The following is a 26,444-nucleotide window of genomic DNA, read 5'->3' on the forward strand; positions in this document are numbered from 1 at the left end:
AGTTCTGGAAACATTAAAAATGTGCCAGAAGCCTACATCGACCCGCTAGGGCGATGTAGGTAGTTCACCACTGCACATTGGGAAAATGCTAGCGGGTGTAGTGCGGGGGTTGATGACTTCTGGTTCTGTGATTCTGGTGGCGTTGCTATTAACTAGGAACTGGCATTTTCTCAGTCCCTTGTTTTTGCTGTTGCTAGTGTTGAATTGTGCTGTCTTTGCTGGGTTGGGTGTGATTGTTGGCTTATCGGTGCGATCGCTCGAATCGGTGGGGCTATACAATAACTTTGTGATTATCCCCATGTCTTTTTTAGGAGCGACTTTTTTTGATCCTAGTACACTACCCATCGCCCTGAAATTTGTGGTTTACGTATTACCGTTAACCTACGCCAGCACTGGATTACGTGCAGCTGCCCATTTACCTTTAACTCAGTTTCCTTGGTATAGCGTACCAGTTTTACTAGTGATGGCGATCGCTCTGTCTCTGTGGGGTGGTTACAAATTCGCCCATCAACAAGACTAGCCACAAACAAAGTTTTTCTAAGTTTATCGCCTCTGATGTCTAGAAACCGCTAATCTTACTGGGTATATAGCTCAAAATTGTGCAATGACCCAACCTTCTAACATTCGTCAGTTGTTAACTGATGCCAAACTAGGGTTACTACCATATCTAGATCAACGTCTCCAGGAAATCGCTAATAGCTGGAAGCAACCAGACACTCTGCAATTGCAGCCTTATGATCTCAACTTCGGAGAATGCAACACTTCCGCCGCTAACGAACCCAGACCAGTTATTAGCCAGTCAATTGCTGTGAAATTTTTTATTATCGGTAGCATTTCTGAAAAACTAGAGTTATTTTTGCTTGCTTCTGAATTACAAAATGATGTTGATGCTGCCATTTTTGAGTGGAGTAACCGCGAATGGTATCAGTTTGAAAAACCTTTAAAACGACCTGTTACTCAAATTACAGGCGGATTAGATTACGAAGTCCTGGAAAACCCTAGTAATACTTGCCAAATAACTTTATATCGTGAATTTGATTTAATTTACGCAGTGAGTTTCTGAAAAAAATGGGCGATCGCACTCTGCTGAATTACGGCACAGGCGATCGCCCAGATTTTATGCTCCTCAGACCAGAAAATCAAGTTTTCTGTCTGATACTTGCTCTAGCTGGCTTGATAACTCGTAGAGAATGTATCTTTCAGAGGTTTCCAACGGAAGACGCGATCGCCACCTCTTTCAACAACTACTTTCACTTTTGGCTCTACACTAGGCAGCGTGGTCAAAAATTCTACTTCCTGATCAGAAAGAATATGTCCTTCAATAATCCACAACACCAAACCTTTAGACTTTGGCGGTAACTGCTCTAGTTGATAATTAAGAGTTGGTGGCAGATAATAGACATCGCCTACTGCTGCACCACTACCAGTGCTTTTTTTTCCAAGATGGGGAGGTCTAACCCCGTGGATTCCGGTAAGATAGGCAGCTACATCGCCTAATCCCCGCGCAGTTATATGCAGACTCTTATAGCCGACTGCACGCAAGCGGCGAAGATACCTACCTTCATAGCCTCCTTCCAAGGGTACGTAAACCCCTAAAGAGCCAAATTTTTCTAGATTGCGGATGAAACCGTTGCCAGTGGTAATTAGTGCCATAAATTTTCCGGAGTTTTGTCCTATCCCACTTTGATATCTCTATTATTTACTTTGAAGTGATCATTAATGAGATAACAAAGCTTATGCTCTAAATAAGCTAAACTCAATTCTATCAGTCTCTATCAGCATCTTCTCCAGCCGTTAACGGTTTTCTTACGGGTGTAAGGGTGTCAAAGACGCAATGATCATGTTAATTACTTCCTGCCCCGAAAAAATTTAGAAAATTGTGACAAAGTTTCTAGACAAGCGGCAACAAAGAGTTTATAATCTGAGATTGTGACCAAAATTGCAAATTTAAGATACTATGTAATTAGGATAGAGAGCGATCGCCCTCGCGCCTAATCACCGAAATCTCTAGAAAAAAATTCACTGAGATTACACAAAAACTGGTAAACTTGAAAAGCTTTAAAGTCACAACAAAGCTGATGGCTCAAAAAAACGAGCCTATAGTGAGTTTCAGGCTACATTGACTCTTGTAGTCATGGAAAAACAAGCAAAACCTAAAAATTTTGTACTTGTTCAACTGTGCGGAGGGGCATCTCGTGCAGTATAAACAAAGCTCAGTCAATGTCCGACGGGATACCGGGAGTCGCTGAGAAGCCCACACTGTATGTTGAGCATCAGTGTGTGAGTATGTCACCTGCATGACATTATCTAAAACTCAGTGGAAAGGATACTGAGCAGCAAAAGCCGCTTAAGTCCCACTAAAACACGGCAGTCTTAATGAATCGGGAGAACCGCTCAGAAAACTGCCGCCAGAAAGTGCCTAAGTAATTGCTAGGACGAAAGCATTACTGCACGAAGCGCAAAGCTATCAAGCCTTGCCTTGCTACCAGAAGTTAAACCTTCCCTGATAGAAGGTGCTTGTGGATGTTCTGGTGATTAAGTGAGTGCAACTAAATAGATTCACAAACAGTAAAGACACCGCCTGTTGTCTCCGGCAGAATTTGCAGTGGTAGCAGCCGCTTACAAATTCATCTAATTCGTCCGTTCATCACCGGAATTCGCACAGTGTGTCACCAAATCCGATTTAGTAGAAAGGAGAGCCAGTTACTGTGTCTGTAGGAATTCTCGGCACCAAGCTGGGCATGACCCAAATCTTTGATGAAGCAGGAGTAGCCATTCCTGTAACCGTCGTCCAAGTAGGGCCATGTGTCGTTACACAAGTAAAAAGTAAACAAACCGATGGTTACACCGCCATTCAAGTTGGATATGGCGAAGTTAAACCAAAGGCACTCAATAAACCCTTGTTGGGACATTTAGCCAAATCGTCCGCGCCAGCATTACGGCATCTCAAAGAGTATCGCACAGATAGTTCTAGCGATTACAGTTTAGGACAAGAGATTAAAGCAGATATTTTTAGTGCAGGTCAAATTGTAGACGTTATCGGTACGAGTATCGGTCGCGGCTTTGCAGGCAACCAAAAGCGGAATAACTTTGGTCGTGGGCCAATGTCACACGGTTCTAAAAACCATAGAGCACCCGGTTCAATAGGTGCTGGTACAACCCCAGGTCGTGTTTATCCCGGTAAGCGGATGGCAGGGCGTTTAGGTGGTAGCCAAGTCACAATTCGCAAACTAACCGTAGTGCGAGTAGATGCCGAGCGTAACTTGGTGTTAATCAAAGGCTCTGTTCCTGGGAAACCAGGCTCATTACTGAATATTGTGCCAGCCAAGAAAGTTGGCAAGTAGTCAACAGTCAACAGTCGATAGTCTCAGGACTATGGACTACAAGCTATGGACTATGGACTAACGACAAAGGACACAAAAATGGTTGAAAGTGTAGTGAAAAATTGGCAAGGAGAAGAAGTTGGACAGAAAACGTTCGACTTGCGCTCTGCCAAAGCGGAAACAGCATCTCATATTGTACACCGCGCTTTAGTAAGACAAATGACCAACTCCCGCCAAGGAACTGCCAGCACCAAAACCCGTGCTGAAGTTCGAGGCGGTGGTCGTAAACCTTGGCGGCAAAAAGGCACAGGTCGCGCTCGTGCTGGTTCTATTCGTTCACCATTGTGGCGTGGTGGTGGTGTGATCTTCGGGCCAAAACCCAGAGATTTCAACGTCAAAATGAACCGGAAAGAACGCCGGTTAGCACTGCGGACAGCATTAGTCAGCCGTGCAGAAGACCTGATTGTAGTAGAAGAATTTAACAACGAGTTAGCTCGCCCCAAAACCAAAGAATTGGTAACAGCACTTGCGCGTTGGGGTGCGGCACCAGAACAAAAGACATTATTAATTTTGTCTGAGCTTTCCGAAAATATTTACTTGTCAGGTCGCAACATCGAGAACTTAAAGCTGCTTGCTGCTGACCAACTAAATGTTTACGACTTGCTACACGCTGACAAGATTGTAGTGACAACCTCAGCCCTAGATAAAATTCAGGAGGTCTACAGTGGCTAAGTTTGACCCCCGCAACCTTGCTGACTTAGTGCGTCGCCCCATCCTCACGGAAAAAGCGACCATTATGATGGAGCAGAACAAATACACATTTGAAGTCACTCCCAAGTCCACCAAGCCACAAATTAAGGCCGCAATAGAGGACTTATTTCAGGTCAAGGTTGTACAAGTAAACACCTCATTACCTCCCCGGAAAAAGCGGCGTGTAGGTAAATTTATTGGATTTAAGCCCCAATATAAGCGTGCGATTGTCACCGTTGCGCCTGGGGATGTAGAGAAAATTAGACAAGTTCTATTCCCAGAGGTCTAAGATATCATGGGTACTCGTTCTTATCGCCCCTATACCCCCAGCACTCGTCAAGTTACCATCTCTGACTTTGCGGAAATTACCAAAACCGAACCAGAAAAATCTCTGACGGTATATATACACCGCGCCAAAGGTCGGAACAACCAAGGGCGGATTACTAGCCGTCGTCGCGGTGGTGGACACAAAAAACTGTATCGGATCATCGACTTCAAGAGAGACAAGCGGAATATTCCCGCTACAGTAGTAGCTGTTGAATATGATCCAAACCGCAATGCTCGGATTGCGCTGGTAACTTATGAAGATGGTGAAAAGCGGTACATTCTCCACCCGAATGGTTTAAAAGTAGGGACAAAAATTATTGCTGGCCCTGAAGCCCCAATTGAAGATGGTAACGCTTTACCCTTGGCGAATATTCCCTTGGGTACCACCGTTCATAACGTTGAATTAGTTGCCGGTAAAGGCGCGCAAATCGTCCGCGCAGCTGGTGCATCTGCCCAAGTCATGGCAAAAGAAGGTAATTACGTCACACTCAAGTTACCTTCTGGGGAAGTCCGCATGATTCGCCGCGAGTGTTACGCCACCATTGGGCAAGTAGGTAACACAGATGCTAGAAACCTGAGTGCAGGTAAAGCCGGAAGAAATCGCTGGAAAGGCCGCCGCCCCAAAGTTAGAGGTAGCGTCATGAACCCAGTAGATCACCCCCACGGTGGTGGTGAGGGTAGAGCGCCTATCGGTAGATCCGGCCCTGTAACACCTTGGGGTAAACCAGCCTTGGGTGCAAAAACACGCAAGCCTAAGAAACCCAGCAGCAAGTTGATTGTACGTCGTCGTCGTAAATCTTCTAAACGCGGTCGCGGTGGTCGTGAGTCCTAGAATTGTAGGTTTTAGATTGGGTCTAACTGTCATTGAATTAGACATTTAATTATTCAAAATCTAAAATTCTCAATCCCAAATCCAAAATCCAAAACTGAACTATGGGTCGTTCTCTTAAAAAAGGTCCTTTCGTTGCCGATCATTTACTCAGCAAAATTGAAAAGCTGAATGCAAAAAACGAAAAACAAGTAATTAAAACTTGGTCGAGAGCATCGACAATTCTGCCCCAAATGGTAGGCCATACCATAGCAGTTCATAACGGACGGCAGCACGTACCAGTGTTTATCAGTGATCAAATGGTAGGTCACAAATTGGGTGAATTTGCTCCCACACGCACCTACAGGGGGCATGGGAAAAGTGACAAAAAAGCAGGGAGATAGTCAAAAGTCAACAGTCAAAAGTCGCAAGTAATTACTGAATGACTATTGACTATTGACTCAAGGAGAAAATTATGGCTACAGAGACTACTGAAGTAAAGGCGATCGCCCGTTATATACGCATGTCTCCCTTCAAAGTACGTCGTGTACTTGATCAAATCCGGGGACGCTCCTATCGGGAAGCATTAATTATCCTGGAATTCATGCCTTATCGAGCCACTGAGCCAGTTTTAAAACTGCTAAGAAGTGCTGCCGCCAACGCTGAACACAACGCCGGGTTAGATCGCACCGAGCTAGTAATTACTCAGGCTTATGCTGATCAAGGCCCTGTATTGAAACGTTTCCAACCTAGAGCGCAAGGTAGAGCTTACCAAATTCGCAAGCCAACGTGTCATATCACCTTGGCTGTGGCTGCAAGTGCCAATGCTAAGTAAGTTCTCATCCCAAAAAATTGCGTAAAGTTAGAAATTTTAGAGGAAACATTTGTGGGACAGAAGATTCATCCAATTGGTTTTCGCTTGGGGATTACCCAAGAACACCAATCACGTTGGTTTGCAGATCCAGAACGCTATCCAGAACTGCTCCAAGAAGACCACAAACTCCGTAAATACATAGAGCAGAAACTGGGTAGATACGCTCAAAACAATGCTGGCATTTCTGAAGTAAAAATTGAGCGCAAAGCAGACCAAATCGACCTAGAAGTACGCACCGCCCGTCCTGGTGTAGTTGTAGGTCGTGGTGGACAAGGTATTGAAGCATTACGTACCGGACTGCAAGAACTGTTAGGCAACAACCGCCAAATTCGCATTAACGTTGTTGAAGTCCAAAAAGTAGACGCTGATGCTAACTTAATCGGCGAATATATTGCACAACAGCTAGAACGTCGTGTATCCTTCCGTCGTGTAGTTAGACAAGCAATTCAACGCGCTCAACGTGCAGGTATTCAAGGCATTAAAGTGCAAGTCAGTGGACGACTCAACGGTGCGGAAATTGCCCGAACCGAGTGGACTCGTGAGGGAAGAGTACCCTTACATACCTTACGGGCTAACATTGACTACTCTTACTGCACAGCTAAAACCATTTATGGAATTCTGGGCATCAAAGTTTGGGTATTCAAAGGAGAAATTATTCCTGGACAAGAAGAAGCCCCATCCCAACCAGCAACCCGTGAACGCGAACCTCGTCGTCGTCAACAACAGCGTCGTCGCCAACAGTTTGAAGACCGCTCTAATGAAGGCTAGGGTTTAGACCAACTTAGGCTAGAGCCTAGAACAGAACATACTAGACTTTAGTCCTAAATTCCTAATCCCTAATCTCTAATCCCTAATCGCTAGTTAGTCGTCATGTTAAGTCCTAGAAGAACTAAATTCCGCAAACAACAGCGCGGACGGATGACGGGTCTAGCCCACCGTGGTAGTACCCTCAACTTTGGAGATTTTGCTCTCCAAGCTCAAGAGCCAGCTTGGATCACCTCTCGGCAAATCGAGGCTTCCCGTCGGGCAATGACTCGCTACATCCGCCGGGGTGGTAAAATTTGGATTCGGATTTTCCCAGATAAACCCGTAACTATGCGTCCGGCTGAAACCCGGATGGGTTCCGGTAAAGGTAATCCAGAATTCTGGGTAGCCGTAGTCAAACCAGGACGGATCTTGTTTGAAATCGCTGGCGTTTCTGAAGAAGTCGCCCGTGAAGCCATGCGCTTGGCAGCTTACAAGCTACCGATTAAAACTAAGTTTATTGTGCGCTCTCAACAAGTAGAGGAGCAGGAGTAGGTTATGCCTCTTCCCAAGATTTCAGAAGCTAGAGAATTAACTGACGAGAAACTGGCGGAGGAAATTATCGCCGTTAAAAAACAACTGTTTCAGTTGCGCTTACAAAAGGCAACTAGACAGTTAGATAAACCCCACCAGTTCCGCCATGCCCGCCATCGCCTCGCCCAACTACTGACAGTAGAAGCAGAAAGAAAGCAGGTGGCCAGTCAACCGACTCAAGAAGAAAAGTAGGAATTTATGGCAGTCAAAGAACGAGTTGGCTTGGTAGTGAGCGATAAAATGCAAAAAACGGTGGTAGTCGCCGTAGAAAACCGCTCTCCCCATCCCAAATACGGCAAGATTGTAGTCCAAACCCGGCGTTATAAAGCTCACGACGCAGAAAATCAATGTAAAGTGGGCGATCGCGTGCGGATTCAGGAAACCAGACCCCTGAGTAAAACCAAACGCTGGCAAGTGACCGAAATCCTCAACACTAAGGCTACAACTTAAAAGTTGTGCAGAAGGGAGATAAATTGTGATTCAACCCCAAACTTATCTGAATGTGGCAGATAATAGTGGCGCACGTAAACTGATGTGTATCCGTGTTTTAGGCGGGGGTAACAGACGTTACGGTTTCGTGGGCGACAAAATTATCGCTGTTGTCAAAGATGCCAATCCTAATATGGCAGTGAAAAAATCCGATGTGGTCGAGGCGGTAATTGTTCGCACCCGCCATAACATCAATCGTGATAGCGGCATGAGCATTCGGTTTGACGATAACGCTGCCGTAATTATCAACAAAGATGGTAATCCCAGAGGTACACGGGTATTTGGCCCAGTAGCGCGGGAACTGCGCGACAAGAACTTTACCAAAATTGTTTCTCTGGCTCCGGAGGTGCTGTAATGGCAAGCCAAAAGGACAAAACATTCCACAAAATGCACGTCAAAACCGGCGACACAGTGCAAGTGATTGCTGGCAAAGACAAAGGCAAAGTAGGCGAAGTGATCAAAGCACTGCCCGAATTTAGTAAAGTCATTGTCAAAGGCGTAAATATTAAAACCAAGCACGTCAAGCCCCAACAGGAAGGGGAATCTGGGCGGATCGTGACTCAGGAAGCACCCATCCATAGCTCCAACGTCATGCTTTACTCCACCAAACAAAACGTCGCTAGCCGTGTTTGTTACACTTTCACCGCAGAAGGCAAGAAAGTAAGGAAACTCAAGAAAACTGGCGAAATCCTCGATAATTAAAGGATTTGCTGGCTTGAGATTTGAGATTGTAAATTTAATCCCAAATCGAAACTCTGAAATTAAGTTTCCCTGACCAAGCCCAGGGATTATCAGGACAAAAAACTATGGCGACACCCAAACTCAAAACCTTATATCTAGAGACGATTGTCCCCAAACTCACCCAGCAGTTTCAGTACACCAACGTTCATCAAGTACCAAAAGTGGTGAAAGTTACTGTTAACCGAGGTCTAGGGGAAGCCGCACAAAATGCTAAGGCTCTGGAAGCATCTTTGAGCGAAATTGCCGTGATTACTGGTCAAAAACCAGTGGTGACCAGAGCGAAAAAAGCGATCGCTGGCTTTAAAATTCGTCAAGGTATGCCTGTCGGCATCATGGTAACTCTCAGAGGCGAGAGAATGTATGCCTTTCTCGACCGACTGATTAACTTATCTCTACCTAGAATCAGAGACTTCCGAGGCATTAGCCCCAAAAGCTTTGACGGCCGTGGTAACTATACCCTGGGCGTAAGAGAACAGTTGATTTTTCCTGAAGTCGAGTACGACAGCATCGACCAAATCCGTGGTCTTGATATTTCTATTATCACTACAGCGAAAACCGACGAAGAGGGCCGCGCCCTACTTAAAGAAATGGGAATGCCCTTTCGCGATCAATAAGTTCATCTAAAGAGGGAACGATGGCGGCTAACGACACAATTGCAGATATGCTGACGCGCATCCGCAATGCTAACATGGCAAGGCATCAAACTACACAAGTGCCAGCCACAAAAATGACCCGTAGCATTGCTAGAGTGCTACAGGAAGAAGGCTTTATTGCTGAATTTTCAGAAGAAGGTGAAGGTGTAAAACGTAACTTGGTTATTTCCCTGAAATATAAGGGGAAAAATCGCCAGCCTTTAATTACCGCCCTCAAGCGTATAAGTAAGCCTGGGTTGCGTGTTTACTCCAACAGAAAAGAATTGCCAAGGGTACTAGGCGGCATCGGTATTGCCATCATTTCTACATCCAGTGGGATCATGACCGACCGCGAAGCACGGCGGCAGAACTTGGGTGGTGAAGTGCTCTGCTACGTTTGGTAGTCGTCAATAGTCAATGGTCAATTCTCATTGACAACTGACAAATGATAAAGGACACAGAATCATGTCTCGTATTGGTAAACGTCCAATTACTGTTCCCACCAAAGTACAAGTGACAATTGATGGTAGTAAAGTGAGCGTGAAAGGGCCGAAAGGTGAACTTTCCCAAGATTTACCCACCAATGTCACAGTTACTCAAGATGGGGACACACTGCTAGTAACCCGTAAGGATGACTCCCGTAGATCCAGACAAATGCACGGTTTAAGCCGGACTTTGGTAGCCAACATGGTAGAGGGAGTTTCTCAAGGTTTCCAAAAGCGTTTAGAAATTCAAGGTGTAGGTTATCGCGCCCAAGTACAAGGGCGAAACTTAGTTTTGAATATTGGTTTTAGCCATCAAGTACAAATTGAACCACCAGACGGAATTCAGTTTGCTGTAGAAAACAACACTAACGTCATTGTCAGTGGTTATGACAAAGAAGTAGTAGGGAATACAGCAGCCAAAATTCGTGGCGTTCGTCCACCAGAACCTTATAAGGGCAAAGGTATTCGCTATGCCAATGAGGTGGTAAGACGCAAAGCTGGTAAGACTGGTAAGAGTGGTAAGAAGTAAACATGAAACTTACTCGTAGAGAATCAAAACAGCGTCGTCACAGACGCATCCGTGCCAAAATTAAAGGTTCGCCAGAACGCCCACGGCTGTCTGTATTTCGTTCTAATGAGCATATTTATGCTCAAGTAATTGATGATACAAAACATCAAACTTTGGTCGCTGCTTCGACTTTAGAACCAGGTTTGAAATCTGAGCTAGCTTCAGGTGCTAACTGTACAGCATCAGCGCAAGTGGGTAAATTGATCGCCGCCCGATCGCTCGAAAAGGGCATTACCCAAGTCGTGTTTGATCGCGGTGGTAACTTGTATCACGGTCGCATTAAAGCACTAGCTGAAGCAGCACGCGAGGCTGGTTTAGATTTCTAGAGTCATTAGTCATTAGTCATTAGTCATTGGTCATTCAACAAATGACAAAGGGCAAATGACAACTGACAAATGACAATTGACAAATGACATTGAGAGAACAGTAATTATGGCAACAAATCGTCGTAAAGCTAACCGCGCGAAAAAAGAAGAAACCAACTGGCAAGAGCGGGTAATTCAAATCCGACGGGTGAGCAAGGTTGTTAAAGGCGGTAAAAAACTCAGCTTCCGCGCGATCGTCGTCGTTGGTAACGAACGCGGCCAAGTCGGTGTCGGAGTTGGTAAAGCCTCAGATGTGATCGGTGCTGTGAAAAAAGGCGTAGCCGATGGCAAAAAGCACCTGATTGATATTCCCATCACCAAATCTAACTCCATCCCTCATCCGATTGATGGTGTAGGTGGCGGTGCTAAAGTAATTATGCGGCCAGCCGCCCCTGGTACTGGTGTAATTGCTGGGGGTGCTGTGCGGACAGTGCTGGAATTAGCCGGAGTTCGTAACGTTCTAGCTAAACAACTCGGCTCTAACAACCCACTCAACAACGCCAGAGCAGCTGTTAACGCCTTGTCTACCCTGCGTACCTTAGCTGAAGTCGCTGAAGACCGAGGCATTGCCATTGAAAAACTCTACATCTAAATCGTCATTTGTCCGATGTGAAAATGACAACTGACAACTGACAAACACAAGAAAGGTTATGAGACTCAACGATGTTAAGCCCCAAAAAGGCTCTAAAAAACGCCGTAGCCGTGTAGGTAGAGGTATTTCTGCTGGTCAAGGCGCAAGTGCTGGTGCAGGTATGAGAGGTCAAAAAGCTCGTTCTGGTAGCAGTACCAGACCAGGGTTTGAAGGTGGTCAGCAGCCATTGTACCGCCGCATACCAAAACTCAAGGGTTTTCCTTTAGTTAATCGGAAAATTTACACTACGATTAATGTAGAGAAGCTAGCCTCTCTTCCTACCAATACAGAAGTAACTTTGGACTCACTCAAAGCAGCAGGGATCATCACTGCTGTGAAAGGCCCATTGAAAATTTTGGGTAACGGAGAATTGGGCGTGGCACTCCAAGTCAAAGCGGCAGCTTTCACAGGGCAAGCTCGTAGCAAAATTGAGGCAGCTGGAGGGAGTTGCGAAGTTTTAGGGTGAGCCAGCAAAGCGCACTTACTTAACTGCCGTCTAACTCGCTTCCAGCGTCTGGTTCACGACAAAGGTAGCACTCTATGATCAGTCGAGATAAAGCCCCAACGGCTCAAGAAACTTTTATGCAGATGGCACAAGCAGCTGGACTCAGAGGTAGGCTGCTTGTCACTGTCGGTATTTTAATTTTGGTTCGCCTGGGTATCTTTTTACCAGTACCAGGAATTGATCGGACTCGGTTCGCGGAAGCTATATCGGGAAACAATTCCATATTCGGTTTATTGGATATATTTTCCGGGCGAGGACTTTCCACATTAGGAGTCTTTGCTTTAGGAATTCTTCCCTTTATTAATGCGTCCATTATTATCCAATTGCTGACAGCTGCCATTCCATCTTTAGAAAATTTACAGAAAAATGAGGGAGAAGCTGGTCGGCGGAAAATTTCCCAAATCACTCGCTATGTAGCACTAGGTTGGGCGATTGTTCAAAGCGTGGCTTTTTCGGCTTTATTTCTCCAGCAATTTGCTTTAAATCCAGGGCCGGTATTCGTCGGGGAAACGGCGATCGCTCTCACTGCTGGTTCCATGTTCGTTATGTGGGCTTCTGAACTGATTACAGAACGTGGTCTAGGTAACGGAGCATCTTTGTTGATTTTTGTCAACATTGTTGCTTCCTTGCCGAAATCCTTGGGTGACACAATTGACTTGGTGCAAGTAGGCGGTAGGGAAATCGTCGGGCGCGTGATTGTCCTCGTCTTGGTGTTTATGTTGACGATTGTGGGGATCGTGTTTGTTCAAGAAGGAATTCGCCGTATCCCCATCATCTCGGCGCGTCGTCAAGTAGGCAGACGTGTATTAGCTGAACAACGCAGTTATTTACCTCTGCGTCTCATCTCTGGTGGTGTAATGCCGATTATTTTTGCGGCTGCCATTCTGAGTTTGCCACTATTGATTGCCAATTTTACAAAAAACCCCGAACTAGCAAACATTGTTAATACTTATTTAAGTCCCGGTGGTTCTGGTTCTTGGGTTTATGCCCTAGTTTACTTAATTTCCATTGTTTTCTTCAGCTATTTCTACTCTTCTTTGATTATTAACCCAGTAGATATAGCGCAAAACTTGAAGAAAATGGGTTCTAGTATTCCTGGTATTCGTCCAGGTAAAGCAACTAGCGAGTACATCGAGCGTGTAATTAACCGACTGACTTTGTTAGGTGCTATCTTTTTGGGCTTGGTAGCGATTATTCCCACCGCCGTTGAAAGAGCGTTAGGAGTGCCAACTTTTAGAGGATTGGGTGCTACTTCCTTACTCATCCTTGTGGGTGTGGCGATAGAAACAGCCAAGCAAGTCCAAACTTATGTGATTTCTCAGCGATATGAAGGAATGGTGAAGCAATAGTGACGCGATTAATCTTCTTGGGGCCGCCTGGAGCCGGTAAAGGAACGCAAGCTCAAATTTTGGCAGAACATCTACACATTCCTCATATTTCCACTGGGGAAATATTGAGACAAGCCATGAAAGAGCAAACTCCTTTAGGAGTTAAAGCCCAAAGCTATGTTGATAGCGGTGAGCTAGTTCCTGATCAGTTGGTGCAGGACTTGGTAGAGGAACGTTTAAAACAACCAGATGCTGAATCTGGGTGGATTTTAGATGGCTTTCCCCGTAAAGTCACACAAGCAGCTTTTTTAGAACAATTACTGCAAAAAACTGGTCAAGGCGGCGAAAGGGTGGTCAATTTGGATGCGCCTGATGATGTGGTGGTAACGCGGTTATTAGCAAGGGGACGCAAAGACGATACGGAAGAAATTATTCGTCGTCGTCTGGAAGTTTACCGTAATGAAACTTCACCCTTGATCAATTATTATCGCGATCGCCAGAAACTCCTGACTGTGAATGGCAATCAGTCCCAAGAAGAAGTCACTGATGAATTGCAAAATGTGATCCGTTCCTAAACTGAGCATTGGGAGTAGTAGATCGAGAATTCGTCACTCACTACTCCCTTCGGTTTCAGGATGCTAGACAATTTTAGCTAAGATATATTAATAAACCATTGATATATTTATCAATTTGTGTTCTCTTGCAGATCAGCAAGGTGAAAACAAACAAAACTGTTGAGTTGAGGAATAAATAAGTTGTCTAAGCAAGATTTAATCGAAATGGAAGGCACTGTCACCGAATCATTGCCGAATGCGATGTTTCGCGTTGACCTTGACAACGGGTTTAATGTTTTAGCCCACATTTCTGGTAAGATTCGCCGGAACTACATCAAGATTTTACCTGGTGATCGCGTCAAAGTGGAACTCACCCCTTACGACCTGACCAAAGGTAGAATTACTTATCGCTTGCGGAAAAAATAATCGTATGTAAGGAAGTTTACCATAAAACAATTTATTTGGGTGTTACTCACTCACTTAATTGGATAATTTTTCCTAAAAATGCTATAATTTAATATTTGGAGTCCATTACAACAGGCATGAAAGTCAGAGCCTCAGTCAAAAAGATTTGCGAAAAGTGTAACGTGATCAAACGTCGTGGTCGCGTCATGGTGATTTGCATTAATCCCAAACACAAGCAACGCCAAGGATAATCCTCTCAAACATTGAGAGTAACTAGGAACACAGATAATCACTAGAGAAGATACAGACGCATTCAAAGCGTTTTACGATCAGCAACTGCGAAAACAATAGGGAGAGATTAGTTGTGGCACGTATTGCCGGAGTAGACCTGCCACGCGACAAGCGTGTTGAAATTGGTCTGACCTACATTTACGGGATTGGCTTAACAAAATCCCACCAAATTTTAGCGGCGACAGGAGTAAATCCTGATACCCGTGTTAAAGAACTCAGTGATGCCGATGTGGCAGCCTTACGCGCAGAAATCGAAAGCAACCATCAAGTTGAAGGTGACTTGCGCCGTTGGGAAGCTATGAACATCAAGCGGTTGGTTGACATCGGTACCTATAGAGGTCGCCGTCACCGCATGGGCTTACCAGTTAGAGGACAAAGAACTCGTACTAACGCCAGAACCCGTCGAGGGAGAAGGCAGACAGTTGCCGGTAAGAAAAAAGCTCCCGGTAAATAACATCTCTATGCTTGCTGACTCAAGCAAGTTTTCCTTTAGATTTACTGAACAAATATGGCGAAACAACCAACTAAAAAATCTGGGAGTAAGAAGCAGAAGCGTAACGTTCCCAACGGAAAGGCATACATCCAGTCTACTTTCAACAATAGCATTGTCACCATTACCGATCAAAATGGCGATGTCATCTCCTGGGCCAGTGCTGGTTCTAGCGGTTTCAAAGGTGCTAAAAAAGGAACTCCTTTCGCAGCCCAAACAGCCGCCGAAAGTGCAGCCCGCCGAGCCATCGACCAAGGAATGCGCCAAATTGAGGTAATGGTAAGTGGCCCAGGTGCAGGGCGAGAAACTGCAATTCGCGCCCTTCAAGGTGCAGGACTGGAAATTACACTGATTCGGGATATCACACCCATTCCTCATAATGGTTGCCGTCCACCCAAGCGTCGCCGCGTGTAGAGCCAAACCTTTGACCAGTCAGGTCAATAAGTTGCAGCAAAAACAATCATCTGCAATTACTGTTGCTAAGTAGGGTGAGCGCAAACTTCCGACGGCTATGGCAACAAGAAGAGTACCAGCTCTTCCATAAGGGAGGGCTGCTAAACTTCAAATTACCAAAAATATAATCAACGCCGTTAGACTCAATCAGGTCAACAAACATTGTCGGCATCAGCAGTTGGCAGTTTGATCAACCTAAATTCAGTCTAAGGCAATAAATTAAATTCGAGAGGCAAAATTTTTGCCTGCTAGCAGCACCTTAAATAAGGGAGGCTACTCCGTGGCGCAGTTTCAAATTGAATGTGTAGATTCCAGTACAGAAGAAAGTCGGAGCCATTACAGTAAATTTATCCTAGAACCGCTAGAACGTGGTCAAGGAACCACAGTCGGCAACGCCCTGCGGCGGGTATTACTGTCCAACTTAGAGGGAACAGCAGTTACAGCCGTGCGAATTGCAGGTGTGACACACGAATTCGCGACAATTCCGGGAGTCCGGGAAGATGTGCTTGACATTATCATGCGAATGAAGGAAGTCATTCTCAAAAGTTATTCTTCTCAGCCCCAGATTGGTAGATTACTGGTGAACGGCCCAGCAACAGTAACTTCCGCCCATTTTGATTTACCAAGTGAAGTAGAAGTCATCGATCCTACCCAGTATATAGCCACCATTGCCGAAGGTGGCAAACTGGAAATGGAATTTCGCATTGAGAGAGGTAAAGGCTATCGCACCGTAGAAAGAGGACGGGAAGAAGCTACATCTTTAGACTTTTTGCAAATTGACTCGGTGTTTATGCCGGTGCGAAAAGTCAACTACAGTGTTGAAGAAGCTCGTGCAGATGGTTCGATTACCAAAGACAGACTATTGATAGAAGTTTGGACAAATGGTAGTCTTTCGCCTCAAGAAGCACTGTCTTCAGCCGCAGGGATTCTGGTAGATTTATTCAACCCGTTGAAAGATATTTCTCTAGAACCTACAGATACGAGTTCAGAGATTCCAGACGATCCCACCGCTCAGATTCCTATCGAAGAGTTACAACTGTCTGTGCGGGCTTATAACTGTCTGAAGCGAGCGCAGGTTAATTCTGTGGCTGACTTATTGGATTATACCCAAGAAGACTTGTTAGAAATTAAAAACTTCGGTCAGAAGTCGGCAGAAGAGGTAGTAGAAGCTTTACAGCGACGTTTAGGTATTACCTTGCCCCAAGAAAGAAGCTCTAAACACAGCTAAATCAAAACCTTTCATAGTTCACAGTCAACAATTATTATGCGTCACCGTTGTCGAGTTAAAAAACTAGGTAAACCAGCTGATCAGCGTCGCGCCCTGTTGCGTGCGCTCACCACTGAACTGATTCGTCATGGTCGGATTACCACTACTTTGGTACGTGCTAAAGTGCTACGTAGTGAAGTAGAAAAAATGATTACTTTAGCTAAAGATGGTTCATTAGCAGCCCGTCGCCAAGCTTTAGGTTATATCTATGATAAACAGCTAGTTCATGCGCTGTTTGAGCAAGTCCCTACTCGGTATGGTAATCGTCAAGGTGGTTACACTCGCATCCTGCATACCGTACCTCGCCGGGGAGATAATGCCGAGATGGCAATCATTGAGTTAGTCTAAACAGCAGGCAGAAGGCAGAAGGCATAAAGAAGGGTAAATATGGCTGAATTGCTTCACGTTTCATATTTCAAATTTCATACTTGACGCTTTATACTTCAGCCTCTATTTAGATTTTATGATACTCAGCCACCAGCCTATCCCAAAAGAGCGAGTCGCCTTGGTTATCCAATACCTTGGCACTCATTTTCATGGCTGGCAACGGCAAAAAAATCACAGATCAGTTCAAGAAGAAATCGAAACAGCGATCGCCCAAATTGTCGGGCATCATGTTACACTCCACGGTGCTGGTCGCACTGATAGCGGTGTCCATGCTGCTGCTCAAGTCGCCCATTTTGATGCTCCTGGTTTAATCCCGCCGCACAAGTGGGCAACAATCCTCAATAGTTATCTGCCTGAAGATATATTGATCAGAGCTTCCGCAGGTGTCAGCCAAAATTGGCACGCTCGCTTTAGTGCAGCATATCGACGGTATCGCTACACAATATATACTGAAGGTCGTCCGAACTTGTTCGTGAAACCCTTCAGTTGGCATTATTATCATGCACCCCTGGATGAATCCCTCATCCTAGCTGCTTTGCAACCACTGGTAGGTAAGCATGACTTAGAGGCATTTCATCGCGCCGGTTCTAAGCGATCGCATTCCTGGGTGGAAGTGCAAGCAGTCGAGTGTTATCGCCAAGACCCGTTTATCCATATTGAAATTCAAGCAGATGGATTTTTATATGGCATGGTGCGGCTATTGGTAGGGATGCTAGTACAAGTAGGTTCTGGGCAAAGAACCCTTGCCAGTTTCACCGACATCTGGAAAGAACAACGGCGGGAAGAAGTAAAACACGCCGCACCCCCCCAAGGCTTATGCTTGTTGCGAGTCGGCTATCCAGATTTTCCCTTTTCCCCCGATGTTTGGTATGACACCATGCCAAAGTTAGTTATTAGTTAAGAGTTAAGAGTCAATATTGACTAAGAACTCCCAAATAAAATGACAAAGGAACAACCAACATGACTAAAACCTACCTTCCTCCTCAAGATACTCTTGAGCGTGATTGGTACGTAGTAGACGCTACCGATAAACGCCTCGGTCGCTTGGCTAGCGAGATTGCCATGATTTTAAGAGGCAAAAATAAACCTCACTATACCCCCCACCTGGACACAGGCGACTTTGTGATTGTTGTCAATGCAGAAAAAGTAGCAGTCACAGGTAAAAAACGGACTCAAAAAGTTTACCGTCGCCACTCCGGCCGTCCTGGTGGAATGAAGACCGAAACTTTTACCAAGTTGCAACAGCGTTTACCAGAAAGAATTGTGGAACACGCTGTTAAAGGGATGCTACCTAAAAATAGCTTGGGTAAGCAATTGTTCACTAAACTAAAAGTTTATGCTGGGCCTACTCATCCCCACGCAGCCCAAAAACCCAAAGAACTGAACGTTAATACAATTCCTGGAGCAGAAGGTTAATGGTAGTAGCAGAAGCAAATAGCGGCCGTGCCGTGTACTGGGGTACTGGTCGCCGTAAGTCCGCGATCGCACGTGTACGTTTAGTTCCTGGTAGCGGTCAAATAATTGTCAATGGCAAACCTGGAGATTTGTACTTCCAATTCAATGCCAACTACTTGGGACTGATCAAAGCACCCTTGGAAACCTTGGGTTTAGAAACCGAATACGACATTGTAGTTAAAGCAGAAGGCGGCGGCTTAACCGGACAAGCTGATTCTGTCCGCTTAGGCGTAGCTCGTGCTTTATGCCAACTAGACCCCGATAACCGCCCACCTCTGAAAACCGAAGGTTACTTAACTCGTGATCCCAGGTCAAAAGAGCGGAAAAAGTATGGTTTGCACAAAGCCCGCAAAGCTCCTCAATACTCCAAGCGATAAAATTTTGGGGACTGGGTATTGGGTATTGGGTATTGGGAAACGCTTTTTAATTGAGCAAAGTTTAAAGTTCCTAGTCCCCAGTCCCCAGTCCCTAATACCTAGTCCCGAATCAAGCGCAACAAGTTATAATTCTTTTAGATTCACCACAAAAGGAAAAATGGCTAAATCTGAAATTCATCCCCAGTGGTATCCAGACGCAAAAGTTTACTGCAACGGTCAAGTTGTAATGACTGTTGGTTCTACCAAACCAGAATTACACGTAGATGTTTGGTCTGGAAACCACCCATTTTATACCGGAACTCAGAAGATTATTGATACTGAGGGTCGTGTAGAAAGATTCCTCCGCAAGTACGGTATGAGCGGCTCTCAAGCTGCTGGCGACCAAAACAAAAAGTAGCGGGTTGGCTCTGCTGTTAACGACGACCCTGCGTCTGCTGGGTCGATTGTCATTTTTTGCCGAGCCAACTTGTTATTTTTTTAAGGAGCGATCGCACTCGTTATGGCTGAATCATACCTGCTGGACAAACTCAAATCCGTTGAACAAACATTCAATGAATTAACTCGTCGTCTAGCCGACCCAGATACCGCTAAAAACCCCGATGAGTATCAACAAATTGCTAAGTCTCGGTCTTCTTTAGAAGAGGTAGTCAATACCTACGAAACTTGGAAAACCGCCCAAGAAGAATTGGTAGGGGCGCGTCAGGTACTCAAAGAGGCAAACGGTGATCCAGAGTTACAAGAAATTGCAGCCCTGGAAGTAGATGAACTAGAACAAAAAATTGAATATTTAGAGCATCGCTTGAAGGTGTTGCTGCTACCCCGCGACCCCAATGATGATAAAAACATCATGTTAGAAATTCGCGCCGGGACTGGTGGCGATGAAGCGAGTATTTGGGCTGGGGATTTACTGCGGATGTATTCCCGCTATGCTGATACTCAGGGTTGGCGAGTCAAGCTAGTCAGTGAGTCCCTGGGTGAAATGGGCGGCTTCAAAGAAGTAATTCTAGAAATTCAGGGCGATAGCGTTTACAGTAAGCTAAAATTTGAAGCTGGCGTTCATCGTGTGCAGCGTGTACCAGCAACTGAAGCTGGGGGAAGAGTTCATACTTCTACAGCGACAGTGGCAATTATGCCAGAAGTGGATGATGTAGAAATCCACATTGACCCGAAAGATATTGAAATGACTACAGCGCGTTCCGGTGGTGCTGGTGGACAAAACGTCAACAAGGTAGAAACTGCCGTTGACTTAATGCACAAACCAACAGGAATACGGATTTTCTGTACAGAAGAACGCAGCCAGTTACAAAACAAAGAACGGGCAATGCAAATTCTGCGGGCGAAACTGTATGAAATGAAGTTGCGGGAACAACAAGAAGAAGTAACTTCCATGCGGCGATCGCAAGTTGGTACAGGATCGCGTTCAGAAAAAATTCGTACCTATAATTATAAAGATAACCGCGTCACAGACCACCGTCTAGGTCAAAACTTTTCTCTTAACCCAGTTTTGGAAGGCGATATAGAATCACTCATCCAATCTTGTATTTCTCAAGATCAACAGGAACGACTAGCAGAATTAGCCGCATCCGGCACTGCTGCCTAGTTATTCGGGGTTTGACACTCTCCGCCCTAAAAGTGCGGAGATTCTTGGGCTGAATCCTGCCTCCACCAACGATGTTGATTTTGGTCTTACAGTTTCATGTCTAGTCCGAAACATATCTCTCGATATACCCCACTTAAGGACTACTCCCCAAGCGTAAATTTGGGTATGCCCTACCCTATTTAATTGCTTTTCGACCTTACAGTTTGGACTTATTTTTACACCATTGACTGTTAGGCATTTTGAGATCACGGAGTAGGACGTTTTACCTGTTTCCTCCCTGCGGGACGCTACGCGAACATCGTTCTCACGGTCTACAACCTACTGCTAGTATACCAGAAAGCCGTCGTAGAACGACGGGGTTTTCAACCCAAATTTTCGATAAGTGTATAGGGGTGTAGGGGTGTAAGTATTCAAACCCTTACACCCTTAAACTTTTATTAAAATCAAAGTCACTCAAACCTAACCCCTTTAACCCCCGTCCCTACAAGGGAAGGGGGGTCTAATGTAGAGACGTTGCATGCAACGTCTCTACAGTTTTAGGGGAGAGATTTTGAGAGGGGTTTTCAGTAATTTTCATGACTTGCCCAACATCCTCTAACAAACTCAGACGATTTTCTAATGCCGCTTGCAGTCTATAAGCCATCTCACTAGGATAGTGATAATAGGCAAATTCGTACTTCAGGAGATAATTTAACTTCTGCCATTCCTTGAGGGTTTGACATTCCGCAATCAAAGTTTCTACTTCCTGTTGCCAACGGCTAAAAATTCGATAGCTAAAAAAGCTGCTACATATATTACCTTTGATATCCCAGTAGGAGATACTAACTTGATGCTTGAGGCAATGAACTTTTTTGATTTCTTTAACATTACAACCTTGAGCGTTTAAAGCTGCTTGTGCCTCAGACTTAGATATGCACCATTTTTCTGGTTGAATTTTCTTAGCAGCTATTAAGTTTTTATTTTTACGGCGATATTGATTAATTTTACGTAGTTTACGAGACACGATGCACCTTTTCTAATGACACACACTGGTATTGCAGCCTTGGCTAATAAATTTATGCTCAAGACTAGCTAGTTAAGAGCAATTTTTACTATTACTTTAGTTATAATATTGAAACTCAGGATTTATAGTTTACTGCTAAAAAACAAATTTGTCAATCAAAAAGTAAACTGGTAGTGTTAGAACTAAATTTGTAAATAAAACTAACGAATTATCAAAACTGTGAACATTGAAAGCAGACAAAAACTGGTTGAAATCATTAAATTAGCTCGTGGTTCGTTGAGTCAGCGAGCCTTTGGCAAAATGTTAGGAGTTTCTGCCACTGCGGTTCAGATGTGGGAGAAAGGCGTAAAAGTCCCAGATACAGAAAATTTGGCGCAAATTGCCGCGAAAGCCGGCTACACAATGGAAGAATTACTCTGTTGCTTAGAGGGTAAACCAGTAGCAGAAAAGTCTGACTTGAATTTTATCTTACGACAAATCAAGTATATGCCAGAGAGTCAACTTGCTTTGGTTGTTCATGCGGTGGCTGATAGACTAGCTACTCTCACAGACGCATCAGATGATCAAGCAAAAGCCAGTTAAATAACAAAATCCTTGAGATTTTTATCACCAATTGTATTGATTAATTTATAACATGGGAATAGTTAAGATTACTGAAACTAATCTCCCAATCAAATGGTAAGAGCAACACCCGAAAGCCTGAATAAATTTGTTAGTTTTTGTCAGCAGCATATTACAGGACAAGAAAAGAAAGAAGCACAAACTTTTTTAGACCGCTTTTTTCGGGCTTTTGGACATGAGGGCGCATTAGAAGCAGGAGCTAGTTACGAGGAGGCGATTAAAAAAGGTAGCAAGAAGGGTAAAACAGGTTTTGCTGATTTGGTATGGAAACCTCGCGTTTTAATTGAAATGAAAAAACGCGGGGAAGATTTAAGCAAGCATTACTCGCAAGCCTTTGATTATTGGACGCGCTTAGTTCCCCAACGTCCTAAATATGTCATTCTGTGCAATTTTGATGAGTTTTGGATTTTTGATTTTGATATCCAATTAGATACACCCGTTGATGTAATTCCTCTGGAGCAGCTACCAGAAAGGGATGGAGCCTTTGGATTTATGGAATTAGGGGAAAAAACTCCTATTTTCCGTAACAATCAGGTAGAGGTGACAGAAAGGGCGGCTCGTCGCATGGGTGAGCTACTGCTAGAACTGGAAAAACGCAAGATTGAAAAGTTAACAGCACAGCGATTTATCCTGCAATGTGTGTTAGCTATGTTTGCAGAAGATAGACAACTTTTACCCCGTGATATGTTTATCTCTTGCATTGAAGATTGTATCAATGGGGTTAGTTCTTATGATGTTTTAGGTGGTTTATTTCGGGAAATGAATCAGCCAGGAATTATACCGGCTGGACGTTATCAAGGGGTAGATTATTTTAATGGGGGTTTGTTTACGGTAATTCATCCGATTGAATTAACTAAGGAGGAATTGCAGTTTTTAGAGTTGTCAGCTAAGGAAAATTGGAGTCAAGTTAGACCTGCTATTTTTGGTAATTTATTTGAAAGTACAGTAGATAGTATAGAGCGTCATGCTAGAGGTATTCACTATACCTCTGAGGCGGATATTATGAAAATTGTCCGTCCGACAATTAGCCGTTATTGGGAAGAAAGAATCGAAGCAGCTAATACAATTAATCAATTATCTAAACTGCATTTAGAATTACAAAGTTATCGCGTACTTGATCCGGCTTGTGGTTCAGGAAATTTTCTCTACATTGCATATCAAGAACTGAAGCGGATTGAAATGTTGTTGTTAGATAAAATGCAGCAACGTCGTAAGTCAGAAGATAAACAAATGCAAATGGGTTTTGTAACACCATTAAATTTTTTTGGTATGGATACAAATCCTTTTGCTGTGGAATTGGCAAGAGTAACTTTGATGATTGCGCGGAAGATTGCTATTGATAATTTAAAATTCACTGAGGCTGCTTTACCTCTGGATAGTTTGGATAATAATATTGTTTGTCAAGATGCGTTATTTAGTAAATGGCCAAAGGCTGATGCAATTATCGGAAATCCACCGTTTTTAGATGGTAAGCATCTCAGAATATCTTTAGGTGATGAATATATCGACAGAGTTTTTCAAAGGTTTACTGATGTTAAAGATTCTGTAGATTTTTGTGCTTATTGGTTTCGGTTAGCGCACCAACATATTGACGACAAAGGTAGAGCCGGGTTAGTTGCTACTAACTCTATTAGTCAAGGTAAAAGTAGAGTTGCAGCATTAGATTACATTACGCAAAATGGCGGATATATTCATGAGGCTGTTTCTACTCAACCTTGGTCTGGTGAGGCTAATGTTCATGTTAGTATTGTTAATTGGAGTAAGGTTAAATCGGATAAGCTTTATTTAGATGATCAGATAGTTTCACAAATTAATTCTTCACTCAAATCTACAATTGATGTTTCTCAAGCTGTCAGATTAAAAGCAAATTTAAATAAATGCTTTCAGGGTGTAATTCCAGTTGGTGAGGGATTTATAGTTACTGAACAGCAAGTAAAAGATTGGATTCAAGCTGATGCAAAAAATCAAGAGGTATTAAAGTTATTTTCAATGGGTGCGAATTTGGCGAAAAATCCTCATGGTAAGCCTGAGCGTTGGATTATTGATTTTAATGATATGATTATTGAGGAGGCGAGTGATTATCGATTACCTTTTGAATATATTAAAACTAATGTTAAACCAAAACGTGATAATAATCGCCGGGAAGTTACTAGAATTAATTGGTGGAAATATGGGGAAAAAAGACCAGCTATGAGGAAGGCATTAGTACCTCTCTCGTGCTATTTTATAGTTCCCAGAGTTTCAAAATGGGCTGTATTTATTCCTGCTCCTTTACACTGGCTACCAGGTGACTTAAATATTGTTCTCGCATCAGATGATTCCTATGTTCTTGGTATTTTAACATCTAAAATTCATCGCCTCTGGGTTAAAGCTCAAAGCTCTACGTTAAAGGGAGACACTCGCTATACTCATAATACCTGTTTTGAAACATTTCCCTTTCCGCAAAACCCAGAGGCTAAATTAGTTGAAAAAATTCGCGCTAAGGCTGAAGAACTCCACGAATACCGCACACAACAAATGGAGTCAAAACAGTGGGGAATAACTACACTTTACAATAAGTTTTTTGATGAACCCACAAGCCAGCTTTATAAACTGCATCAACAGTTAGATAAATTAGTGATACAAGCTTACGGTTTTAATTCTGATGATGATATTTTAGAAAAACTGCTGACGTTAAATTTAGATTTAGCTGAGAAAGAAAAACAGGGAATTAATATTATAGGCCCTTGGTGTCCGGTTTAATCATTTATATAATAATGCTGCTTAATCAAGTTGCATTGTATTCTGCACTGTAGAGACGTTGCATGCAACGTCTCTACATTATTTATTTGGTGCGACTTTATAGAGAATTGGTATATCACCTTTGTCAATTCGTCAAAACCAGATCCCCGACTTCTTGAAGAAGTTGGGGATTTAAGCTATGTATGAGCCATTTTTCCCAAATTTTACCAATTGCGCGTGGGTATAAACAGTTTTAAAATGGTGAGACTCAAATTTATACAGGTGCAGCTATGCGACTACGTGACGAACAGTTAGACTGGGAATTAGACTCTCAAGATGCTTATGTTCCGGTTTACCATCAAGGGGATTTGGTGGGCTTTTTTAAGCAAGATTATGCAGAAGAATTGATAAAATTTTTAAATGAAGATGAAGTTTTAAAAAAAGCTTTAAAAATTGCTTGCGTTGATTTACTGAAAGCCGCAGGTAAGGATATTAGCAAAGTTGATATTTTAATGGAAAAATATATAAAAATTAGTGAACGTCCTAAATATGGAACGAGAGCGATCGCACTTTTATTACGTGAGCGACAAGAAGAACTAGATTTAGGCAATCAAGAGTTTGCTAAATTCTGCGATACCTTTAAACTTTCTCCCACAGAATTAAACAATATTTATGCTGGTGAAGAAGTTGATGATAGTTTATTAGCACCATTGGCAAGAATATTAGGAATTACTAAAGAGAGATTGTTGACAGTGCGTGATGGTTCTGAAGACACCAATGTATAATTCACATTTCAAAATGATTTGTCAAAGGTAATGAGAACCGACAGCATTTTTTATCGCATATTTCAAGAGTTTCCAGATATATTTTTTGAATTAATCGGAAATTCTCCTGATATGGCGAATATCTATCAATTTTCATCAATTGAAATTAAACAAACAGCATTCAGAATTGATGGTGTGTTTGTCCCGACAGTGGAAATTGAACAGCCGATTTATTTTGTGGAAGTGCAGTTTCAACCAGACGAAAGACTTTACTCGCGCTTGTTTGCTGAAGTCTGCTTATATCTCCGCCAAAATCAACCTGTAAATGATTGGGGTGCGGTGATTTTATACCCAAGCAGAAGTATAGATATAGGTGATATCAAACATTACAGAGAATTCTTTGTAAGTGAGAGAGTCAGACGCATTTACCTGGATGAGTTAAGTAAAATTACGTCTCTACCAATTGGTATTGCAACTGTAAGGTTAATAGTGGCATCAGAAGATACGGCAATCATAGAAGCTAGGGAGTTGATAGAAAGAACAAAATTAGAAATCAACTCCACCATCAAACAACAGCAATTATTACAATTAATAGAGACTATCTTGTTGTATAAGTTGCCGACAATCACTAAGGAGGAGATGGAGGAAATGTTTGGAACGAGTGACTTAAAACAAACCAGATTTTATCAGGAAGTTTTTCAGGAAGGTAGAGAAGAAGGTGTACGCTTAGGTAAGTTAAAAGCAATATCACCAATGTTAGCAGCAGGTTTGACTATAGAACAAATAGCACAAGCTTTAGAGTTGAGTGTGGAGGAAGTACAGCAAGCTGCACAACAGCAGTCTGTTAATTCTCAAAGCGAGAATTGAGCTTATAAGTTTCTTAAATGCCAAA

Annotated in this window: 38 protein-coding genes and 1 pseudogene; 37 read left to right on the forward strand and 2 right to left on the reverse strand. The window is 43.5% G+C overall.

Annotation, left to right across the window (positions count from 1 at the left end; all coding sequences use genetic code 11):
* Positions 1-70: 70 nt before the first annotated feature.
* Positions 71-520 (forward strand): annotated as a pseudogene (locus AACS98_RS03315) (ABC transporter permease); the annotation flags it as partial.
* Positions 521-604: 84 nt separating this feature from the next.
* Entirely contained in the window at positions 605-1,063 is a 459-nt protein-coding gene (locus AACS98_RS03320; protein ID WP_066376308.1) for a hypothetical protein, read from the forward strand.
* A 101-nt stretch (positions 1,064-1,164) separates the two neighbouring features.
* On the opposite strand, the gene AACS98_RS03325 is transcribed toward AACS98_RS03320, so the two are convergent.
* Complete coding sequence (locus tag AACS98_RS03325; protein ID WP_066376310.1) at positions 1,165-1,653, reverse strand: NAD(P)H-quinone oxidoreductase subunit N; 489 nt, start codon at positions 1,651-1,653, stop codon at positions 1,165-1,167.
* 1,055 nt (positions 1,654-2,708) lie between these two features.
* On the opposite strand from AACS98_RS03325, the gene rplC reads away from it, so the two are divergent.
* The 31 genes from rplC (at position 2,709) to prfA (ending at position 20,443) form a co-directional block, all read left to right on the forward strand.
* Complete coding sequence (gene rplC, locus AACS98_RS03330; protein WP_066376313.1) at positions 2,709-3,344, forward strand: 50S ribosomal protein L3; 636 nt, start codon at positions 2,709-2,711, stop codon at positions 3,342-3,344.
* A 78-nt stretch (positions 3,345-3,422) separates the two neighbouring features.
* Complete coding sequence (gene rplD / locus AACS98_RS03335) at positions 3,423-4,055, forward strand: 50S ribosomal protein L4 (RefSeq protein WP_066376315.1); 633 nt, start codon at positions 3,423-3,425, stop codon at positions 4,053-4,055.
* Positions 4,048-4,362: a 50S ribosomal protein L23 gene (locus tag AACS98_RS03340; protein WP_066376318.1), complete on the forward strand. Its 315-nt coding sequence runs from the start codon at positions 4,048-4,050 to the stop codon at positions 4,360-4,362. The genes rplD and AACS98_RS03340 overlap by 8 nt, the downstream gene beginning before the upstream one ends.
* A gap of 6 nt (positions 4,363-4,368) precedes the next feature.
* Positions 4,369-5,232, forward strand: coding sequence for a 50S ribosomal protein L2 (rplB, locus tag AACS98_RS03345; protein ID WP_066376319.1), 864 nt, complete (start codon positions 4,369-4,371; stop codon positions 5,230-5,232).
* A gap of 101 nt (positions 5,233-5,333) precedes the next feature.
* Positions 5,334-5,612 carry a 30S ribosomal protein S19 gene (gene rpsS / locus AACS98_RS03350; RefSeq protein WP_066376322.1) on the forward strand — a complete coding sequence of 93 codons (279 nt, stop codon included), beginning with the start codon at positions 5,334-5,336 and terminating at the stop codon, positions 5,610-5,612.
* Between the two features lie 71 nt (positions 5,613-5,683).
* Positions 5,684-6,043, forward strand: coding sequence for a 50S ribosomal protein L22 (rplV, locus tag AACS98_RS03355; protein WP_066376325.1), 360 nt, complete (start codon positions 5,684-5,686; stop codon positions 6,041-6,043).
* 51 nt (positions 6,044-6,094) lie between these two features.
* Positions 6,095-6,850, forward strand: a complete 756-nt coding sequence (gene rpsC / locus AACS98_RS03360) for a 30S ribosomal protein S3 (protein ID WP_066376327.1) — start codon at positions 6,095-6,097, stop codon at positions 6,848-6,850.
* Positions 6,851-6,952: 102 nt separating this feature from the next.
* Positions 6,953-7,381 (forward strand): 50S ribosomal protein L16, encoded by a 429-nt coding sequence (gene rplP / locus AACS98_RS03365; protein WP_066376330.1) that lies wholly within the window; start codon positions 6,953-6,955, stop codon positions 7,379-7,381.
* Positions 7,382-7,384: 3 nt separating this feature from the next.
* Positions 7,385-7,612 carry a 50S ribosomal protein L29 gene (rpmC, locus tag AACS98_RS03370; RefSeq protein WP_066376332.1) on the forward strand — a complete coding sequence of 76 codons (228 nt, stop codon included), beginning with the start codon at positions 7,385-7,387 and terminating at the stop codon, positions 7,610-7,612.
* A gap of 6 nt (positions 7,613-7,618) precedes the next feature.
* Positions 7,619-7,870: a 30S ribosomal protein S17 gene (gene rpsQ, locus AACS98_RS03375; RefSeq protein WP_066376334.1), complete on the forward strand. Its 252-nt coding sequence runs from the start codon at positions 7,619-7,621 to the stop codon at positions 7,868-7,870.
* A 25-nt stretch (positions 7,871-7,895) separates the two neighbouring features.
* Complete coding sequence (rplN, locus tag AACS98_RS03380) at positions 7,896-8,264, forward strand: 50S ribosomal protein L14 (protein ID WP_066376335.1); 369 nt, start codon at positions 7,896-7,898, stop codon at positions 8,262-8,264.
* On the forward strand, positions 8,264-8,611 hold the full coding sequence (rplX, locus tag AACS98_RS03385) for a 50S ribosomal protein L24 (protein WP_066376337.1): 348 nt from the start codon (positions 8,264-8,266) through the stop codon (positions 8,609-8,611). Before rplN ends, rplX begins: the two co-directional genes overlap by 1 nt.
* A gap of 104 nt (positions 8,612-8,715) precedes the next feature.
* On the forward strand, positions 8,716-9,264 hold the full coding sequence (gene rplE / locus AACS98_RS03390) for a 50S ribosomal protein L5 (protein ID WP_066376347.1): 549 nt from the start codon (positions 8,716-8,718) through the stop codon (positions 9,262-9,264).
* 20 nt (positions 9,265-9,284) lie between these two features.
* A complete protein-coding gene (gene rpsH / locus AACS98_RS03395) occupies positions 9,285-9,686 on the forward strand; it encodes a 30S ribosomal protein S8 (protein WP_066376349.1) in 402 nt (133 codons plus the stop codon).
* A 61-nt stretch (positions 9,687-9,747) separates the two neighbouring features.
* Positions 9,748-10,296: a 50S ribosomal protein L6 gene (rplF, locus tag AACS98_RS03400; RefSeq protein ID WP_066376353.1), complete on the forward strand. Its 549-nt coding sequence runs from the start codon at positions 9,748-9,750 to the stop codon at positions 10,294-10,296.
* 2 nt (positions 10,297-10,298) lie between these two features.
* Positions 10,299-10,661 (forward strand): 50S ribosomal protein L18, encoded by a 363-nt coding sequence (rplR, locus tag AACS98_RS03405; RefSeq protein WP_066376354.1) that lies wholly within the window; start codon positions 10,299-10,301, stop codon positions 10,659-10,661.
* A gap of 106 nt (positions 10,662-10,767) precedes the next feature.
* Positions 10,768-11,292, forward strand: coding sequence for a 30S ribosomal protein S5 (rpsE, locus tag AACS98_RS03410; RefSeq protein WP_066376357.1), 525 nt, complete (start codon positions 10,768-10,770; stop codon positions 11,290-11,292).
* Positions 11,293-11,350: 58 nt separating this feature from the next.
* Complete coding sequence (rplO, locus tag AACS98_RS03415; protein ID WP_066376359.1) at positions 11,351-11,797, forward strand: 50S ribosomal protein L15; 447 nt, start codon at positions 11,351-11,353, stop codon at positions 11,795-11,797.
* A gap of 74 nt (positions 11,798-11,871) precedes the next feature.
* The gene (secY, locus tag AACS98_RS03420) at positions 11,872-13,185 is read left to right on the forward strand and encodes a preprotein translocase subunit SecY (protein ID WP_066376364.1); all 1,314 of its coding nucleotides are present in this window, start codon (positions 11,872-11,874) and stop codon (positions 13,183-13,185) included.
* Positions 13,185-13,739: an adenylate kinase gene (locus AACS98_RS03425; protein ID WP_066376368.1), complete on the forward strand. Its 555-nt coding sequence runs from the start codon at positions 13,185-13,187 to the stop codon at positions 13,737-13,739. The genes secY and AACS98_RS03425 overlap by 1 nt, the downstream gene beginning before the upstream one ends.
* A gap of 180 nt (positions 13,740-13,919) precedes the next feature.
* Positions 13,920-14,144: a translation initiation factor IF-1 gene (gene infA, locus AACS98_RS03430; RefSeq protein ID WP_006276978.1), complete on the forward strand. Its 225-nt coding sequence runs from the start codon at positions 13,920-13,922 to the stop codon at positions 14,142-14,144.
* Positions 14,145-14,260: 116 nt separating this feature from the next.
* Positions 14,261-14,374, forward strand: coding sequence for a 50S ribosomal protein L36 (gene rpmJ, locus AACS98_RS03435; RefSeq protein WP_082803684.1), 114 nt, complete (start codon positions 14,261-14,263; stop codon positions 14,372-14,374).
* Positions 14,375-14,487: 113 nt separating this feature from the next.
* The gene (gene rpsM / locus AACS98_RS03440; protein ID WP_066376371.1) at positions 14,488-14,868 is read left to right on the forward strand and encodes a 30S ribosomal protein S13; all 381 of its coding nucleotides are present in this window, start codon (positions 14,488-14,490) and stop codon (positions 14,866-14,868) included.
* Between the two features lie 54 nt (positions 14,869-14,922).
* Positions 14,923-15,318, forward strand: coding sequence for a 30S ribosomal protein S11 (rpsK, locus tag AACS98_RS03445; RefSeq protein ID WP_066376373.1), 396 nt, complete (start codon positions 14,923-14,925; stop codon positions 15,316-15,318).
* 319 nt (positions 15,319-15,637) lie between these two features.
* The gene (locus tag AACS98_RS03450; protein WP_066376375.1) at positions 15,638-16,585 is read left to right on the forward strand and encodes a DNA-directed RNA polymerase subunit alpha; all 948 of its coding nucleotides are present in this window, start codon (positions 15,638-15,640) and stop codon (positions 16,583-16,585) included.
* Between the two features lie 36 nt (positions 16,586-16,621).
* Positions 16,622-16,972: a 50S ribosomal protein L17 gene (gene rplQ, locus AACS98_RS03455; RefSeq protein WP_066376377.1), complete on the forward strand. Its 351-nt coding sequence runs from the start codon at positions 16,622-16,624 to the stop codon at positions 16,970-16,972.
* Positions 16,973-17,087: 115 nt separating this feature from the next.
* Positions 17,088-17,912 carry a tRNA pseudouridine(38-40) synthase TruA gene (truA, locus tag AACS98_RS03460; RefSeq protein WP_066376379.1) on the forward strand — a complete coding sequence of 275 codons (825 nt, stop codon included), beginning with the start codon at positions 17,088-17,090 and terminating at the stop codon, positions 17,910-17,912.
* A 59-nt stretch (positions 17,913-17,971) separates the two neighbouring features.
* Positions 17,972-18,427 carry a 50S ribosomal protein L13 gene (gene rplM, locus AACS98_RS03465; RefSeq protein ID WP_066376381.1) on the forward strand — a complete coding sequence of 152 codons (456 nt, stop codon included), beginning with the start codon at positions 17,972-17,974 and terminating at the stop codon, positions 18,425-18,427.
* Positions 18,427-18,843 carry a 30S ribosomal protein S9 gene (gene rpsI, locus AACS98_RS03470; RefSeq protein ID WP_066376384.1) on the forward strand — a complete coding sequence of 139 codons (417 nt, stop codon included), beginning with the start codon at positions 18,427-18,429 and terminating at the stop codon, positions 18,841-18,843. Before rplM ends, rpsI begins: the two co-directional genes overlap by 1 nt.
* A 157-nt stretch (positions 18,844-19,000) precedes the next feature.
* The gene (gene rpmE, locus AACS98_RS03475; protein ID WP_066376694.1) at positions 19,001-19,240 is read left to right on the forward strand and encodes a 50S ribosomal protein L31; all 240 of its coding nucleotides are present in this window, start codon (positions 19,001-19,003) and stop codon (positions 19,238-19,240) included.
* A 102-nt stretch (positions 19,241-19,342) separates the two neighbouring features.
* The gene (gene prfA / locus AACS98_RS03480; protein ID WP_066376387.1) at positions 19,343-20,443 is read left to right on the forward strand and encodes a peptide chain release factor 1; all 1,101 of its coding nucleotides are present in this window, start codon (positions 19,343-19,345) and stop codon (positions 20,441-20,443) included.
* A gap of 499 nt (positions 20,444-20,942) precedes the next feature.
* Here prfA and AACS98_RS03485 read toward each other — a convergent pair whose 3' ends face one another.
* The gene (locus AACS98_RS03485; protein ID WP_066376389.1) at positions 20,943-21,446 is read right to left on the reverse strand and encodes a hypothetical protein; all 504 of its coding nucleotides are present in this window, start codon (positions 21,444-21,446) and stop codon (positions 20,943-20,945) included.
* A gap of 219 nt (positions 21,447-21,665) precedes the next feature.
* On the opposite strand from AACS98_RS03485, the gene AACS98_RS03490 reads away from it, so the two are divergent.
* From AACS98_RS03490 to AACS98_RS03505, 4 genes are all read left to right on the forward strand, one after another.
* Positions 21,666-22,028 carry a helix-turn-helix domain-containing protein gene (locus AACS98_RS03490; RefSeq protein ID WP_066376392.1) on the forward strand — a complete coding sequence of 121 codons (363 nt, stop codon included), beginning with the start codon at positions 21,666-21,668 and terminating at the stop codon, positions 22,026-22,028.
* A gap of 93 nt (positions 22,029-22,121) precedes the next feature.
* Positions 22,122-24,809, forward strand: a complete 2,688-nt coding sequence (locus AACS98_RS03495) for a DNA methyltransferase (protein ID WP_066376393.1) — start codon at positions 22,122-22,124, stop codon at positions 24,807-24,809.
* A gap of 269 nt (positions 24,810-25,078) precedes the next feature.
* Positions 25,079-25,573 carry a hypothetical protein gene (locus tag AACS98_RS03500; RefSeq protein ID WP_066376395.1) on the forward strand — a complete coding sequence of 165 codons (495 nt, stop codon included), beginning with the start codon at positions 25,079-25,081 and terminating at the stop codon, positions 25,571-25,573.
* Between the two features lie 30 nt (positions 25,574-25,603).
* A complete protein-coding gene (locus tag AACS98_RS03505; protein WP_066376397.1) occupies positions 25,604-26,419 on the forward strand; it encodes an Rpn family recombination-promoting nuclease/putative transposase in 816 nt (271 codons plus the stop codon).
* Positions 26,420-26,444: the final 25 nt, after the last annotated feature.

The sequence above is a fragment of the Anabaena sp. CA = ATCC 33047 genome, assembly GCF_963870205.1.
Lineage (GTDB): Bacteria > Cyanobacteriota > Cyanobacteriia > Cyanobacteriales > Nostocaceae > Trichormus.